The sequence below is a fragment of the Albimonas sp. genome, from assembly GCF_055129145.1.
In genome coordinates this window covers 1-14,904 of sequence record NZ_JBSRTQ010000041.1, presented here as the reverse complement: position 1 = coordinate 14,904, position 14,904 = coordinate 1, and the positions used below count along the sequence as shown (strand labels likewise).

The 14,904-nt window shown below is 68.3% G+C and carries 15 protein-coding genes and 2 pseudogenes; 10 read left to right on the top strand and 7 right to left on the bottom strand.

The window, feature by feature from the left end; translation table 11 throughout:
* The first annotated feature begins 186 nt into the window (after positions 1-186).
* On the top strand, positions 187-2,199 hold the full coding sequence (locus ACTB72_RS08910; RefSeq protein WP_463036636.1) for an acetyl/propionyl/methylcrotonyl-CoA carboxylase subunit alpha: 2,013 nt from the start codon (positions 187-189) through the stop codon (positions 2,197-2,199).
* 137 nt (positions 2,200-2,336) lie between these two features.
* On the opposite strand, the gene ACTB72_RS08905 is transcribed toward ACTB72_RS08910, so the two are convergent.
* Positions 2,337-3,005: a hypothetical protein gene (locus tag ACTB72_RS08905; protein ID WP_463036635.1), complete on the bottom strand. Its 669-nt coding sequence runs from the start codon at positions 3,003-3,005 to the stop codon at positions 2,337-2,339.
* Between the two features lie 217 nt (positions 3,006-3,222).
* Between ACTB72_RS08905 and puuE the strand changes: the two are divergent.
* Positions 3,223-4,128 (top strand): annotated as a pseudogene (puuE, locus tag ACTB72_RS08900) (allantoinase PuuE); the annotation flags it as partial.
* Positions 4,129-4,148: 20 nt separating this feature from the next.
* On the opposite strand, the gene ACTB72_RS08895 reads toward puuE, so the two are convergent.
* The 3 genes from ACTB72_RS08895 to ACTB72_RS08885 all read right to left on the bottom strand — a co-directional run bounded on the left by ACTB72_RS08895 (position 4,149) and on the right by ACTB72_RS08885 (position 6,324).
* Positions 4,149-5,162 carry a methyltransferase gene (locus ACTB72_RS08895; RefSeq protein WP_463036634.1) on the bottom strand — a complete coding sequence of 338 codons (1,014 nt, stop codon included), beginning with the start codon at positions 5,160-5,162 and terminating at the stop codon, positions 4,149-4,151.
* 166 nt (positions 5,163-5,328) lie between these two features.
* Positions 5,329-5,790, bottom strand: a complete 462-nt coding sequence (locus ACTB72_RS08890) for a carboxymuconolactone decarboxylase family protein (RefSeq protein ID WP_463036633.1) — start codon at positions 5,788-5,790, stop codon at positions 5,329-5,331.
* 45 nt (positions 5,791-5,835) lie between these two features.
* Positions 5,836-6,324 carry an Lrp/AsnC family transcriptional regulator gene (locus ACTB72_RS08885; RefSeq protein WP_463036632.1) on the bottom strand — a complete coding sequence of 163 codons (489 nt, stop codon included), beginning with the start codon at positions 6,322-6,324 and terminating at the stop codon, positions 5,836-5,838.
* A 138-nt stretch (positions 6,325-6,462) separates the two neighbouring features.
* On the opposite strand from ACTB72_RS08885, the gene ACTB72_RS08880 reads away from it, so the two are divergent.
* The 8 genes from ACTB72_RS08880 (at position 6,463) to ACTB72_RS08845 (ending at position 12,737) form a co-directional block, all read left to right on the top strand.
* A complete protein-coding gene (locus tag ACTB72_RS08880; RefSeq protein ID WP_463036631.1) occupies positions 6,463-7,479 on the top strand; it encodes a 1-aminocyclopropane-1-carboxylate deaminase in 1,017 nt (338 codons plus the stop codon).
* A gap of 103 nt (positions 7,480-7,582) precedes the next feature.
* A complete protein-coding gene (alc, locus tag ACTB72_RS08875; RefSeq protein ID WP_463036630.1) occupies positions 7,583-8,599 on the top strand; it encodes an allantoicase in 1,017 nt (338 codons plus the stop codon).
* On the top strand, positions 8,596-9,060 hold the full coding sequence (locus ACTB72_RS08870) for an ureidoglycolate lyase (protein WP_463036629.1): 465 nt from the start codon (positions 8,596-8,598) through the stop codon (positions 9,058-9,060). Before alc ends, ACTB72_RS08870 begins: the two co-directional genes overlap by 4 nt.
* Before the next feature lie 228 nt (positions 9,061-9,288).
* Positions 9,289-9,576 (top strand): type II toxin-antitoxin system TacA family antitoxin, encoded by a 288-nt coding sequence (locus ACTB72_RS08865; protein WP_463036628.1) that lies wholly within the window; start codon positions 9,289-9,291, stop codon positions 9,574-9,576.
* Positions 9,561-10,082, top strand: coding sequence for a GNAT family N-acetyltransferase (locus ACTB72_RS08860; RefSeq protein ID WP_463036627.1), 522 nt, complete (start codon positions 9,561-9,563; stop codon positions 10,080-10,082). Before ACTB72_RS08865 ends, ACTB72_RS08860 begins: the two co-directional genes overlap by 16 nt.
* A 230-nt stretch (positions 10,083-10,312) precedes the next feature.
* A complete protein-coding gene (locus ACTB72_RS08855; RefSeq protein ID WP_463036626.1) occupies positions 10,313-10,708 on the top strand; it encodes a hypothetical protein in 396 nt (131 codons plus the stop codon).
* Between the two features lie 100 nt (positions 10,709-10,808).
* Positions 10,809-11,768, top strand: coding sequence for an acetyl-CoA carboxylase carboxyltransferase subunit alpha (locus ACTB72_RS08850; protein ID WP_463036625.1), 960 nt, complete (start codon positions 10,809-10,811; stop codon positions 11,766-11,768).
* Positions 11,769-11,981: 213 nt separating this feature from the next.
* A complete protein-coding gene (locus ACTB72_RS08845) occupies positions 11,982-12,737 on the top strand; it encodes a hypothetical protein (RefSeq protein WP_463036624.1) in 756 nt (251 codons plus the stop codon).
* Between the two features lie 278 nt (positions 12,738-13,015).
* Here ACTB72_RS08845 and ACTB72_RS08840 read toward each other — a convergent pair whose 3' ends face one another.
* The 3 genes and pseudogenes from ACTB72_RS08840 to ACTB72_RS08830 all read right to left on the bottom strand — a co-directional run.
* Positions 13,016-13,480, bottom strand: a complete 465-nt coding sequence (locus tag ACTB72_RS08840; RefSeq protein WP_463036649.1) for an ATP-dependent helicase C-terminal domain-containing protein — start codon at positions 13,478-13,480, stop codon at positions 13,016-13,018.
* A 95-nt stretch (positions 13,481-13,575) separates the two neighbouring features.
* A pseudogene (locus ACTB72_RS08835) lies at positions 13,576-14,073 on the bottom strand (ABC transporter permease); the annotation flags it as partial.
* A 95-nt stretch (positions 14,074-14,168) separates the two neighbouring features.
* A partial coding sequence (locus tag ACTB72_RS08830) for an extracellular solute-binding protein (protein ID WP_463036623.1) occupies positions 14,169-14,904 on the bottom strand: 736 nt, incomplete at its 5' end.

Here is a 14,904-nt window from a genome sequence, read left to right as displayed (position 1 = left end):
TGGAGGCGCTGACCAACGGCATCGTCTTCGTGCGCGCCAGGGGCCGCCCGATCCGCGTCCTGCGCGCATCCCGATCCCCCCGCCCCGGTCTCGCCACCCGCCCGGCCTTGCGCGCCCCGCCCCGGCCGGGCGATACTTTTCCCCGCAGGCGCCCGCCAAGGCCGCCGCGAGGGGGAGGAGCCGGGCATGTTCTCGAAAATCCTGATCGCCAACCGCGGCGAGATCGCGGTCCGGGTGATCCGCACCGCGCGCCGGATGGGGGTGGCCACGGTCGCCGTGCATTCCGACGCCGACGCCGCCGCCCTGCATGTGGCCGAAGCCGACGAGGCGGTGCGCATCGGTCCGGCCCGCGTCGCCGACAGCTACCTCAAGGGCGACCGGATCATCGAGGCCGCGCTGGCGACGGGGTCGCAGGCGATCCACCCCGGATACGGCTTCCTCTCCGAAAACCCCGCCTTCGCCGACGCGGTGACGGCGGCCGGCCTGCGCTTCATCGGCCCACCCGCCGCCGCGATCCGGGCGATGGGGCTGAAGGACGCCGCCAAGGCCTTGATGGAACAGGCCGGCGTGCCGGTCGTGCCCGGCTATCACGGGGCGGAGCAGGATCCCGCCTTCCTGGCCGAGCGCGCCGCCGAAATCGGCTGGCCGGTGCTGATCAAGGCCCGCGCCGGGGGCGGCGGCAAGGGCATGCGCCGCGTCGACGCCGCCTCGGATTTTTCGGACGCGCTGCAATCGGCCCGGCGCGAAGCCGCCTCCGCCTTCGGCGACGACGCCGTGCTCATCGAAAAATACGTGACCCGCCCGCGGCATGTGGAGGTGCAGGTCTTCGCCGACGATCACGGGAACGCCGTGCATCTGTTCGAACGCGACTGCTCCCTGCAGCGCCGCCACCAGAAGGTCATCGAGGAGGCCCCGGCCCCCGGCCTCTCCCCCGACATGCGCGCCGAGATCGGGGCCGCGGCGGTGCGTGCCGCCAAGGCCATAGGCTATTCCGGGGCGGGGACGGTGGAGTTCATCGCGGATGCGTCCGACGGGCTGCGGGCGGATCGGGTGTGGTTCATGGAAATGAACACGCGCCTGCAGGTCGAGCATCCGGTGACCGAGATGATCACCGGGCTCGACCTCGTCGAATGGCAGCTGCGGGTGGCGAGCGGCGAGCCGCTCCCGGCCGCGCAGGAAGACCTCTCCATCCACGGCGCGGCGATGGAGGCGCGGCTCTACGCCGAGGACCCCGCCCGCGGCTTCCTCCCCCAGATCGGCCGGCTCGCGCATCTGCGCCTGCCCGACGCCGCGGCGCGCATCGATTCCGGCGTCCGCTCCGGCGACGAGATCACCCCCCATTACGACCCGATGATCGCCAAGATCATCGCCCATGGCGCGACGCGGGAGGAGGCGCGGACCCGGCTGATCGCCGCCCTCAAGGGCGCGGAGATCGCCGGGCTGGTCACGAACCTCGCCTTCCTGCGCCGGCTCTGCGCCCATCCCGACTTCGTGGCCGGCGAGATGGACACCGGGCTTGTGGACCGCGAGCTCGACGCGCTGACCGAACCCCTGCCGATCCCGGAGGAGGCCGCGCCGCTGGCCGCCATTGCGGCCCTCAGCCTCGACCGGGGGCTTTCGCCGGCCGGCGCCACGCCCGATCCCTTTGAAATGGCGGACGGATTTCGGCTCTGGGCGCCGGAGCGGCGGCGGGTGACGCTCGACGGACCGGAGGGGAAGGCGACGGTCACGCTCGACGTGCTCGGCCCCGGGCGCTTCGCGGTGATCGGCGTTTCGGGAGCGGTTCCGTTGGTGCTGACCGGCGCCCCCGGCACGCTGCGGGCGACCTTCGGCGAGGACGCGGGGGCGCGGGCGGTGCGGCTCGTGCGGCATGACGGACGGGCGACGGTGATCCTCGACGGGCAGGCCACGACCTGGACGCGGCCCGACCCGATCGCGGCTGCGGGCGCGGCGGCGGCGGGGACCGGCGACGCGCTGATCGCGCCGATGCCGGGCCTGATCAAACTCGTCTCCGCCGCCCCCGGCGACCGGGTGACCGAGGGCCAGACCCTGATCGTGATGGAAGCGATGAAGATGGAGCACCGCCTGACCGCCCCCCGCGACGGCGAGGTCGAAGCCGTGCTCTGCGCCGAGGGGTCTCAGGTGGCCGAGAGCGCGATCCTGCTGCGGCTGGCAGAGGTCGAGGCGGCTGCGGATTGATCCGCAGCACACCGCTTGTCGTTCAGGTTGGCGTTAACACTTTCGGGGTTTTGGAGGGGGGTGACATGCGTGCACCGGACGTGCACCGGGCGTATGCTGAGTGGAAGAGTCGGGAATTTGACTCTCCTTGACGAGGCTTAGGGACGTGCCGCCATCAGAGCGGATACCCGCTCGACTCCCGCCAGCCATTTAGCGGCGCCTGGTCGGCGCCAATGAACAAGCTTGCTCAGTCGATCCCGATCTACGTCGAGGTCGCGCGCGAAAATCGGCTCGTGATGCGCGATCCGATTACGAAACTTTCGTATCTTCTCAATATCCTGATGCAGCGTCCCGCGCGCTTGGGCTAGGTTCAGAGCATGATCGCGCCCCGGAAAGATGTCATCGAAATGCGGCTGCCAAAGGCGCGCGTCCTGCCCCTTGATGAATAGGTATTGCCAGAATGCGAAGCTGAGTTCGGCGACAACCTTCCCGGCGGTGGGGAGCCGACTAGCGCATTTCTCGAGATCGTTGCGCGGCTGGTAGCCTCTGCCACCGCTCAAGATAGGCAGCGTGTAGCGAAAACCTTTGTTGAGATGCCAATTCTCACCGAATTCGCGTTCCAGAGCCTCCACCGCCGCATTTCTGATTGAGAGTTCGCAGAATTGGATCATCACATAGAACGCGGCTGAAACCTCCGCATTCCAGCAGTATAATTCCATCGCTGCATCCCGATTTTCGTGCGTGGCACGGAGGTAGGTGGCAAAGCGCGGTGCAGAGATAATTGCTTCAAGATCATAGACTTGGCCCGCTACAAAACTGAATTTCACCTAATTTCCCTTCGCGGACTCCTTGACAAGCACCCTATAATGAGGCACTCAGTCTCCACAAGGCTTTGGGGTTCGCGGATGTCGTTAAGGCATCTTCCCTCATCGTCAATCGATAGAAGCCCGTCGCTTGCGGCGGGCTTTTCGTTTGGTATCTCTCCCCATTCCCTCCCCCGCCCCCCGGCGCCATGATCGCGGCGCAGCGAACCCGGAGGCCCCCATGCTCGACCCCGACTACCCGCGCGACCTGATCGGCTACGGCGCCACGCCTCCGGACCCGGAATGGCCGGGCGGGGCGAAGCTCGCGTTGAATTTCGTGATCAATTACGAGGAAGGGTCCGAATACTCGCTGCTGCATGGGGATGACCAGTCGGAGGCGTTCCTCTCGGAAGTCACGCAAGCCACCAATTGGCCCGGGCAACGGCACTGGAACATGGAGAGCATGTACGATTACGGCGCGCGCGCCGGGTTCTGGCGGCTGCACCGGCTGTTTTCGGAGCGTGACTTGCCGGTGACGGTCTACGGCGTGGCGATGGCGCTGGCCCGCAACCCCGAGGCGGTGGCGGGCATGAAGGCGGCGAGGTGGGAGATCGCCTCGCACGGGCTGCGCTGGATCGAATACAAGGATTTTTCCGTCGAGGACGAGCGCGCCCATCTGCATGAGGCGATCCGGATCCATGAAGCGGTGACGGGGAGCCGGCCTCTGGGCTGGTATACCGGGCGATGCTCGATGAATACCGTCGACCTGGTGGCGGCGGAGGGCGGGTTCTTGTATGCTGCCGACAGTTATGCGGATGATCTGCCCTATTGGCATCACGCGCCGACGGGGCCTCAACTGATCCTGCCCTATACGCTCGATGCGAATGACGCGCGGTTCATCTCCTCGCAAGGCTGGGGCGGGCCTCGGGATTTCCATGAATACCTGTCGAATTCGGTGGAGCTGCTGCTGGACGAGGGCCGCGCCGGCGCGCCGAAGATGATGAGCGTGGGGCTGCATTGCCGGCTGGTCGGGCGGCCGGGGCGGGCGGCGGCGCTGAAGCGGTTTCTGGATGAGGTGACGGGACATCCGGAGATCTGGGTGACCACGCGGGCCGAGATCGCGCGGCACTGGACCGCGAGGTTCCCGGCCCCCGCCGCCTGAGGACGTCAGGCGGGTTTGCGGCCCGTGGCGAGCATGGTCAGGGCGGGGATCATCGGGCCGACGGTCACGTCCTCGAACCCCGCCGCGGTCAGCGCCTCGGCCAGCCATGCGTCATCCAGCGACCGGGCCTCGGGCGTGAAGGCGGTGTGCTGAAGCTGCCAGAGCGCGGCGAGCTTCGGCCCGGTGCGCCCCGCCTCCACCACGAAATCGTGGATCATCAGCACGCCGCCGGGGGCGAGCGCGGCCATGGCGTCGGCGATCAGGCCCTCATGCGCGTCGCCGGCGACGCCGGAGAACAGATAGGACATCAGCACCGCGTCCTGTCCGCGCGGCCAGCCCTTTTCGAGGGCGTCGCCGTCGTCGTAGCGGATCCGGTCCGACAGGCCGGCCGCCGCCACATAGTCGCGGCCGAGCTTCGCCACATTGGGGAAATCCACCACCGTCGCGGTCAGCTCGGGGAAGGCGCCGCAGAGGGTGATCGAGAACGCGCCGGTGCCCCCGCCCACATCCAGCAGTTTGCGCGCCGAGGACAGATCCACCCGCTTCGCCAACCCGCGGGCCGGGCCGAGGGAGCCGGCGTGCTGGCTTTCGGAATAAAGCCGCGCCTCCTCGGGATCCGAAAACCACTGGGCGTAGGAGGCGGTGTCGGCCTCGGTCAGGGTGTTGTTCAGCGCCGGCTCGATCTGGTCGAGCAGCGAATACATCTGCCGGTCCACCTGCAGGCGCAGATAGTCGCCGAAATCATGCTTGGCGCCGTTGACCAGGAACGCCTCGGAGGCGGGGGCGTTGGCGAACTTGCCGTCCTCCACCGAGACCAGCTTCAGCGAGGCCACCGCGGTCAGCAGGGTGCGGGCGCGCTCAGGCGGCAGGCCGGACTTCGCGCCCAGCGCCTCGGCGGTGAGGGGGCCGTCGGAGAGGTGGGTGAACACCCCGTAATGCAGCGCGGCGAACAGCGCCTTGGACCCCATGAACCCGAAGGCGATGTCCGAGATCTCTTCGGCCGAGTTCAGCAAGGTCATCGCGCGCATCTCCATCCTGTTCCGATTGCGACAAGCCTAGCCTGTTTGCGACGCGGACGACCACCCTGCGGCGCGGCATGAGCCGGCGGGACGGGCGGAAACACCGGATCTGCGCGCGATCGGCGCAGCGAAACCGGCCCGGCGCCTCGCAGATGGGCGGACGGGGTCAGGAAGCGGCGCCCTCGCGGCGGACCGGATGGGGGACCGCGAAGCCGACGCTGAGGCGGTTCCAGGTGTTGATCGCTCCGATCAGGAACGTGAGCTCGGCGAGCTCGCGGTCGTCGAACGCGGCGCGGACCGGGGCGAAGGCCGCGTCCGAAGCGCCGCTTTCCGCGACGCGGGTCAACTGCTCGGTCCAGGCCAGCGCCGCGCGCTCGCGCGCCGAGAAGAGGGGCGACTCGCGCCACGCGGCGAGGACATGAAGCCGGGTCGGATCCTCGCCCTCGGCCAGCGCCTTTCGCGTGTGCATGTCCAGGCAGAAGGCGCAGGCGTTGATCTGCGAGGCGCGGACCTTGACCAGCTCGCGCAAGGCGGGCTCCAGCACCCCGGCGGAGAGGGCGGCGTCGAAGGCGAGCATGGCCCGGTAGACCTCGGGCGCGGCGGCGGCGTAGTTGAGACGGGCTTGCATGGGCGACCTCCTGTCGAGGGGGATTCTGCCACGTTCGGGCGGATTTCAGAAGCGCAGCGGGGCTGCGTCGGTCACTTCCTTCATCACGAAGAAGGTGCGGGTCTGGCGGACGCCGGGCAGCGCGATCAGGCGTTCGCCATGCAGGCGGTTGAAGTCGGCCATGTCGCGGACCCGGATTTTCAGCAGATAGTCGAAGTCGCCGGCAACGAGATGGCAATCGAGCACGGCGGCGAGGTCGGCGGCGGCGGCCTCGAATTCCGCGAAGCTCTCGGGGGTGGAGCGGTCGAGGACCACGCCGACCATGACGAGGGCGCCGAGGCCGACGACTTCGGGGGCGATCTGGGCGCGCACGCCCTTGATGGCGCCGGTTTCGAACAGGCGCTGGGTGCGGCGGTGGCAGGTGGCGGCGCTGACATGGACGCGGGCGGCGAGCTCGGCGTTGGTCAGGCGGCCGTCGGCCTGGAGGTGGCGGAGGATGGCGCGGTCGATTCGGTCGAGCTCGGCGATGATGGATTCTTTCGTTTTGGCAGCCATTTTCGGAAGGCTTTGGTTTCCTGGGATAGCTGCCTGATCAATGAGGGCGTTTATCACGGTGACTTTGAAAGCACCTTTCCGGGTCGGCGCGCTAGTGTTTTCGGGCGATTTCCCGCCCACGCCCAGCCGGAGCCCCCGATGCACCTGGAAAAATTCGAGCGCTATCCGCTCACCTACGGACCCACCCCCATCGAAAAACTGCCCCGCCTTTCCGAAGCGCTGGGCGGCAAGGTGGAGATCTGGGCGAAGCGCGACGACTGCAATTCGGGGCTCGCCTTCGGCGGCAACAAGCTGCGCAAGCTGGAATACATCGTGCCCGACGCCATCGCCTCGGGCGCCGACACGCTGGTCTCGATCGGCGGCGTGCAGTCGAACCACACGCGGATGGTGGCGGCGACGGCGGCCAAGATCGGCATGAAATGCGTGGTGGTGCAGGAGAAATGGGTGCCCCATTTCGATGCGGTCTATGACCGGGTCGGGAATATCCTGCTGACCCGCCTGATGGGCGCCGACAGCCGGCTGGTGGAGGACGGCTTCGACATCGGCATCCGCCAGAGCTGGGAGGACGCGATGCAGTCGGTCCGCGACGCGGGCGGCGTGCCTTACGGGATCCCGGCCGGCGCTTCGGTGCACCCGCTGGGGGGCCTGGGCTACGTCGCCTTCGCCGAGGAGGTCGCGGCGCAGGAGGCGGAGCTGGGCTTCAAGTTCGACTATATCGTGGTCTGCGTGGTCACCGGCTCGACCCAGGCCGGGATGATCGTGGGCTTCGCGGCGCAGGATCGGGCGCAGGCGGTGCTGGGCATCGACGCGTCGGCCACGCCCGAGCAGACCCGGGCGCAGGTGCGGACCATCGTCGACGACACCGCCGAGCTGGTGGGCCTGGGCCGGGCCGTGCGCGACGACGAGATCGTGATCTACAACGACTACGCCTATCCGGCCTACGGCGTGCCCTCCGAAGAGACCAATGAGGCGATCCGGCTGGCGGCGCGGACCGAGGCGATGATCACCGACCCGGTCTACGAGGGGAAATCCATGCAGGGCATGATCGACCTGGTCGCCAAGGGGGTGATCCCAGAAGGCTCGAAGGTGCTTTACGCGCATCTGGGCGGGGCGCCGGCGCTGAACGGCTATTCCTACTACTACAAGGACGGCTGATCCGGGCGGGGGCGGCGGACAGGCTTGCGCGGCGCCGCAACCGCGTTCAAGACAACGGATACGATCCTTCCGTCCGCCCCCTGCCCTGCCCTCCGGAGATCCCATGAGCCAGGACGTCATCGCCCCCCTTCCCGTGCTCCCCGAATGGGCGGCCGCGCATGTCAACCTCGCCTCGCCGCGCCTCGGCGCCGAGGCGGTGCAGTGCACGGACGATTTCTTCGCGGACATGAGCCGGATGCTGCAGGACGGCCCCGCGGTCCTGAAGCCGGACGCATTCGACGACAACGGCAAGTGGATGGACGGGTGGGAGAGCCGGCGGCGGCGGGATTCGGGCCACGACTGGTGCGTGGTCCGGCTCGGCGGCAAGGGCGCGATCCACGGCGTGGACATCGACACCTCGTTCTTCACCGGCAACTACCCGCGCGCCGCCTCGGTCTGGGCGGCGTTCTCGGAGACGACCCCGGACGAGACCACCGAATGGGTGGAGATCGTGCCGTCGACGACGCTGGGGCCGAACGCGCATCACTTCATCCAGACCTCGGCCCCCGGCCTCTGCAACTGGGTGCGGCTGAACATCTTTCCCGACGGCGGGGTCGCCCGGCTGCGGGTCTACGGCGCCCCCGCGCCGTCGTGGGAGGGCTCGGACCGCGAAGGCATCGTGGAGCTGTCGGCGCTGCGCAACGGCGGGCGCGTGCTCGCCTTCAACGACGCGCATTACGGCGACGTCTGGGCGGTGCTGTCGGAGGGCCGGGGCCGCAACCAGGCCGACGGCTGGGAGACGCGGCGCAGGCGGGAGCCGGGCCATGACTGGCTGATCGTGCAGCTGGGCGCGGCGGGCGTGGTCGAGCGGATCGAGGTCGACACCGCGCATTTCAAGGGCAATTTCCCGGACAGCTGCTCGATCCAGGCCGCCGAAGTGGGGTGGGGGACGGACGAAAGCGTGGTCACCCAGTCGATGTTCTGGCCCCGCCTGATGGCGGAGCAGAAGCTCGGCGCCCACAAGATCCACGTCTTCGGCGAGGAGGTGCTGGCGCCGCTGGGCCCGGTCACCCATGTCAAGCTGAACATCCACCCGGACGGCGGGATCTCGCGCCTTCGGGTGTTCGGGCGGCGGTCGTGAGGCGACTGGTCCCGGAGCCTTTGACGGCGGCGGGCTTCGCCCCCTTCGGCGCGGTGATCGAGGCCGACCCGGCCTCGGCGATCGGGATCAACGCGGGCTACACCACCCGGTTCCACGGCCTGGCGGAGATCGACGTGGAGGGCGCGGCCCCCATCCTCTCGATCTTCCGCGGGCGGCCGCGCCCGCTGGTGATCGACATGCTGGAGCGGCACCCGTTCGGCTCCCAGGCCTTCTTCCCGCTGGGCGGCCATCCCTGGCTGGTGGTCTGCGCCGAGGCGCCGGGCGAGCCGCTCCGCGCGTTCCTCGCCCGCGGCGACCAGGGCGCGCAGATCGGGCGGGGGGTCTGGCATTTCCCGCTGCTGACCTTGGCCACGCAGGATTTTCTGGTGGCGGATCGCGCCGCGCCGGAGGGGAATGCGGAGGTCGCGGAACTGGCCGATCCGGCCGGACTGACCCTCTAGAAATGACGTAGGGCTCGGCCGCGTTACGGTTGAGCGCATACATGCGAGCAGGCGTAGCAGGCAGACTCGCCATCGCTCTGCACGCCAGCATCGCACCGCCAGCTCGTATATACGATGTGTTGACAACTCCAGTGTAGAGAGCATATCTCATGACACACGGATCGCAGCGCGGCAGCAAAGAACACCACGATAGCCGCCTGCATCTGCACTCAAAACGGAGTTATGGATATGGCAAGCGCAGCAAAGACCCTCGCCCGCGCGCCTATCAATGTGAGAATCGCAGAGGAAGAGAAAGCCAGGATCGACTATGCCGCGCACATCAGCGGCGACACGCGCAGCAGCTTCATGCTTTCCGCATCACTTGCGAAAGCCGATGAGGTCATTCTCAACCGTGTGCACTATGTCTGGTCCGCCGAAACGCTCGAGGCGTTCGAAGCCGTCATCGCCGCGCCGCCCAAGCCGACGGCGCAGGCCGTCGACATGATGCGGAAGACCAAGCCTTGGACGACGACCTGATCCTGCTTCATCCGCACCCGCTGACGCCGCAGCACGACGCCGCAGAGTTCGACTGCGGCGTCGATTCCTTGAATGTCTGGTTGCGCAAAACGGCGCTGAAGAACCAGTCGCAGTATTCGCGGACGTTCGTGCTGGCGACCCCGGATCACCGGGTCATGGGCTATTATTGCTTGTCCGCGGGAACGGTCCGCCGGCAGGATTACCCGAAGCCGATGCGCCGCAACGCGCCGGATCCCATTCCGATCCTCAAGCTCGGCCGCCTCGCCGTTCACCGCGATCTTCAGGGCCAAGGCTACGGAGAGGCGTTGCTGCGCGAGTCGATCGAACGGACCTACGAAGTGTCGCGCAACGCCGGTCTGGCGGCGCTGATGCTCGACACGACCAGCGCCGACGTGGCGAAATGGTATGCGCGCTACGGCTTCCTGCCCTTGCCGGACGAACCCGCCACGCTGTTCCTGCCCTTGAGCGTGATCGAGGCGTTGATCGAGGGCGCGGCCGCCGACTGAACGGCGACGCGCCTTGTCGCGACCCCGCATCGCAGGGGACGGGCTCGGGAATGCCCCCCAAAGCGGGCATGTATCGCCTTCGATCCCTCGTCGGCATCGAAGGCGAGGCCGAAGCGTTTCCCGCAGAAAACCCTACGTCATCCCGGATCGGGGCGGGGGCGCCGTCTCGTCGCCCGATTTCCGCCGGGCGGCACGCCTATCTCTTGCGCCTCAACAGCAAGGAGATGGACATGACCCATCGCGTCCGATCCCTCACTTTCGTCGCCGCGCTCGCCGCGCTCGCCGCGCCCGGGGCCGCGTCGGCCCAGGCGGCGTCGCCCGAAGCGCGCGCGCTCGCGCCCTCCGCGGTCCGGGCGCTGGAGGCGCGCGACGCGCCCGCGCCCGCCCCCGCGCCCGACGACGCCGTCCGCTTCCGCAAGCTGCCCGACGCGGCCAGATACAACGCCCACCCGGCCTGGTCGCCGGTGGACGCGACGCCCGAGATCCGCGCCCTGCAGGACCCCGCGGCGGAGGCCCGCTATCGGCAGCAGCTGGACCGGGCCCGCGCCCTGAAGGCGATGAAGGATGGCGGCCCGTCGAGCCTCGAGCGGCTCGACGCCGAGCGCGCGGCCCCGCGTCGACCCTGACCGGCGTCGACGCGGCGAAGGCGGGGATCCTCCCCCGCCCTTGCCTCCCGACCCCATCCCGCCCTACATCCCCCGGGACCAGGGCCCGGGAGCGCGCCGCATGCAGACCTATCTCGACTTCGAAAAATCCCTCTCCGAGATCGAGGGCAAGGCCGAAGAGCTTCGGGCCATGGGCCGCCAGGATCCCGAGATGGATGTGGCGAACGAGGCCCGCGCGCTCGACGCCCGGGCGAAGACGATGCTGTCCGACCTCTACAAGAACCTGACGCCTTGGCGGAAATGCCAGGTGGCGCGGCATCCGCAGCGACCCCATGCGCTGGACTATATCGGGGCGCTGTTCACCGAATACACGCCGCTCGCCGGCGACCGGGGCTTCGCCGAGGACCGCGCCGTGGTCGGCGGGCTCGCCCGGTTCCAGGACCGGCCGGTGATGGTCTTCGGGCATGAGAAGGGGCACGACACCCAGTCCCGGCTCGACCGCAACTTCGGCATGGCGCGGCCGGAGGGCTATCGCAAGGCGATCCGGCTGATGCGGCTCGCCGACCGGTTCCAGCTGCCGGTGATCACGCTCGTCGACACCGCCGGCGCCTATCCGGGCAAGGGCGCGGAGGAGCGGGGCCAGGCCGAGGCCATCGCGCGCGCCACCGAGACCGGGCTGGAGATCACCACCGCCTCGATATCGGTCATCATCGGCGAGGGCGGTTCGGGCGGCGCGGTGGCCTTCGCCACGGCGGACCGGGTCGCGATGCTGGAGCACTCGGTCTATTCGGTGATCTCGCCGGAGGGCTGCGCCTCGATCCTGTGGAAGAACGCCGAGAAGATGCGGGAGGCGGCGGAAGCGCTGCGGCTGACCGCGCAGGATCTTCTCAAGCTGGGCGTGATCGACCGGATCATCCCCGAGCCGGTCGGCGGCGCCCAGCGCGACCGCGGGCTGGCGCTGGCCCGGGTCGGCCAGGCCATCGGCGGGATGCTGGACGAGCTGGACCAGATGAGCCCCGAGGCGCGGCGCAAGGCGCGGCGCCGCAAGTTCCTGGAGATCGGGTCGCGCGGGCTCGCCTGAGCCGGGCTTTCGGCGCCGCAAGCCCTGCCCGTCGGGGCCAGCGTCGGCGCGGGCGCGGGCGCGGCGGCGGCGTCGCAGGTTCTGCGACCAGATATCGCGGCTCGGCCCCGATGATGAGTATTTTCTGCACAACCGTCAGGATCGGCGTAGGGTCATTTCGGTAAACACTGTCGCCGCGCATTTCGCGGCGTTTCATATCTTCGGGAGGCGTCGTTGAACCCGATCACGCGTTTGGCGAGCTTGCTTGTCCTCGTGCCCGGCCTCGGCTGGTGCGGCACGGTCTCCCTCACCCAATCTCCGCCCGCCATTCCCGTCGCCGCCCCGGAGACGCTGGGGCCGTCCACGGCCGGCGCCTTCCCGGTCACCATGCTCAAGGCGCAGCTGCGCACGCCGCTGCGGGTCGAGGAGATCGTCAATCTCAGCGACGTCCCCGAGGCGCTGCGCGACACGACCCTTGTCGATCCGACGCGCGCGACGTTCGACGCCGTGACCCGGGCCATCGATCCGCTGGGGGCGGCGGACCCGTCGCTGGCGCTGGAAGGCGGGCGGCCCCACGTGGCCGAGCTGATCGTGCATCTGCTGGCCAACGCCCCGAGCCAGCTGCTGCGCTCCTTGCGCGCCGACCGGATCGACCCGATCGCCACCGGCGGCGCCGTCATCGCGACGGAGATCGGGCTGGACGACGCAGCGCTTGCGCCCAGCCCGCCGGCGCAGGCCCGGGCGGAAGACGTCGCGACCGAGGGCGTGGACGCGCGCGCCGCGCTGATCGGCTTGTCGGTGCTGCTGGCTACGGTGATCGTCGCGGTGCTGGTGCTGCGCAAGCCCGACCGCAAGCCGCGTCTGCGCACCTATCGGGCGCGGGCGCGGGCCTTCAACGCAAGATCGCGACAGCCCGGGCAGCGGGCGTCCGTCCTGAATCCGGCCGACGGCGGGGGGCCGACGCTCCGCGACGCCGGCGCCGCGACCTGAGGCGGGGCCCGGAAGAGGGCCGCGGTCGCGGGGGTCAGGGGCCCATGGCGCGGCGGCTCGCCGCGATCGGCCTGATCGACGCCGGATAGGCGGCGACGCAGGCGCGGCCGATCCTCAGGTCCACCGGCTGGCGGAACCGGGCCTGGTCGGAAGGTCTTTGAGCGCGGCGTCTCCTCGACCCGGGCTTTATCCGTCGCGCGCCCGGCCGCGCGCCCGGCGCGAGGAGCGGCGCGGGATCGGAGGGGCCCGATCCTGGCGCCGCCCGCTTGCCGCAGGTGTCAGGTTCCCCGCGGCTTGACCCTCTGGGTCGGCTCTGCCTCCCATGGGGCCTCGGGCCAGGGGTGGCGGAGATAGCTGCCGCGCAGTTCCTTGCGCACGTCGGCATAGGCGCCGCGCCAGAAGCCGGGCAGGTCCTGCGTGGTCGCCGCAGGGCGGCGGGCGGGGGAGAGCAGGTCGATCAGCAGCGGCGTGTCGCCGGCGGCGGTGCGCAGCGACGGATGACGGTCGAGACCGAAGAGCTCTTGTATGCGCACCGCGATGGCGGGCGGGTCGCGGTCGTAGTCGATGGGGCAGCGCGAGCCCGTCGGGGCGGTCCAGTCGCCGGGCGCGGCGCGGTCGAGCGCCTGGCGGGCGGCCCAGTCGAGCCCATCCTCGAGGATCGAGGCGAGGTTCAGCCCGTCGAGATCGTTCACCCCGCGCATCCGGCCGAGATGGGGCGCGAGCCAGTCGTCGAGGCTCGCCATCAGGCCCTCGTCCGACCAGTCGGGCAGCGCCTCGCCATGGGCGCGGGCGAAGGCGGCGCGGGCGCGCAGGCGTTGCGCGGCGGGGGTCCAGGGCAGGCAGCCGAGGCCGAGCGCATGGCTGCCCAAAGATCGGGGCGCCCCCATTGCGGGTCAAGAGCAAGGATTGCCTCTTTATACGGGGCCTCAAGGTTTTTGGCTTTGCGTGCGGCAGATGTAAACAGTGACCGTGTGCCGGGAAGCTCATAGTTGATGCGCGTGCCAACATTCCCTGCCGATTTTTCCTCGGCCGAAGTTTTCAGATCGGCAGCCAAGGCAGCATAGGCAGCCTCATCCGGTGGCGCCTTGCCATTTGCATCGAACCATTTTCCCAGCTCAACCATATTGGCCGAGAATTTATCATCGGTGAAAGAACGCGACAGCATTTGCCCGATCGGAACGGCAAAGGTCAGAAGAATGAAAAGGAGAAGCGGCAAGACCAGAAAAAAGGCGCGGATACGGGCGCGGCGCGAAGCCACGGCCAGCGCAGCCTTGAGCGGCATACCATCAACGGTGCGCAGCACATCAGAGTCAGCAGGCATATTGGGAGAGGCCATGGCAATTTGGTCCTGTCGGTTGGGTTTTGGATAGGCCCTCTTGCGGGGCTTTGGGGGTGAAGGGGCGCAGTATGCGCCCCTTCAGGTTCGGCAGCTTAGTTCAGCAGCCAAGAGTTGAAACGCTCGTTCAACTGTGTGTCACGGTCCGCCCAGAATTCGAAATCCGAGGCCAAAGCGTTGGTCAGGTTGGCAGCATCTGTTGGCATGTAAGGAGCCATTTCGGTTTTGCCGTCTTCATACAGGCCAACCAATGGGCCCGAAGATTTACGTGCAGGGCCGTAAGCGATGTATTTCGCCTGATCCGCCAAACGCTGGGTGCCGGTTGCATAGGCAATGAACTGCATCGCAGCATCTTTGTTTTTGGAACCTTTTGGAACCGCCAACACGTCATACTCATAAACCTGACCATCCCAAACGGATTCGAATGGCTTGCCTTCCGCCACAGCAGCCGCAAAAATACGACCGTTATAGGCAGTCGACATCACAACTTCGCCGTCAGCCAACAGCTGTGGAGGCTGCGCGCCTGCTTCCCACCATACGGTGTCAGCCTTGATCTTGTCGAGCATTGCGAATGCGCGGTCCACACCTTCTGGCGTTGCCAGAATACCGTAGACTTCGGCAGAAGGAACGCCATCAGCCATCAAAGCCATTTCGAGGTTCGCCTTGGCACCTTTACGCATGCCACGCTTGCCAGGGAAAGCTTCGGTGTTGAAGAAGTCGGCCATTGAGTTTGGCCCACCGTTTGGAAACTTGGTGGTGTCATATGCATACATGGTCGAAAACACGATTGTTGCTGCCGAACAATCGGTCACAGCGCCCGGCAGGAAGTCA

Excerpts from the sequence above, each read along its gene's own strand:
- ACTB72_RS08910 (WP_463036636.1), top strand. The coding sequence starts at position 187 with ATGTTCTCGAAAATCCTGATCGCCAACCGCGGCGAGATCGCGGTCCGG.
- ACTB72_RS08895 (WP_463036634.1), bottom strand. The coding sequence starts at position 5,162 with ATGACCTTGCTGAACTCGGCCGAAGAGATCTCGGACATCGCCTTCGGG.
- ACTB72_RS08890 (WP_463036633.1), bottom strand. The coding sequence starts at position 5,790 with ATGCAAGCCCGTCTCAACTACGCCGCCGCCGCGCCCGAGGTCTACCGG.
- ACTB72_RS08885 (WP_463036632.1), bottom strand. The coding sequence starts at position 6,324 with ATGGCTGCCAAAACGAAAGAATCCATCATCGCCGAGCTCGACCGAATC.
- ACTB72_RS08880 (WP_463036631.1), top strand. The coding sequence starts at position 6,463 with ATGCACCTGGAAAAATTCGAGCGCTATCCGCTCACCTACGGACCCACC.
- alc (WP_463036630.1), top strand. The coding sequence starts at position 7,583 with ATGAGCCAGGACGTCATCGCCCCCCTTCCCGTGCTCCCCGAATGGGCG.
- ACTB72_RS08865 (WP_463036628.1), top strand. The coding sequence starts at position 9,289 with ATGGCAAGCGCAGCAAAGACCCTCGCCCGCGCGCCTATCAATGTGAGA.
- ACTB72_RS08855 (WP_463036626.1), top strand. The coding sequence starts at position 10,313 with ATGACCCATCGCGTCCGATCCCTCACTTTCGTCGCCGCGCTCGCCGCG.
- ACTB72_RS08850 (WP_463036625.1), top strand. The coding sequence starts at position 10,809 with ATGCAGACCTATCTCGACTTCGAAAAATCCCTCTCCGAGATCGAGGGC.
- ACTB72_RS08840 (WP_463036649.1), bottom strand. The coding sequence starts at position 13,480 with ATGGCGAGCCTCGACGACTGGCTCGCGCCCCATCTCGGCCGGATGCGC.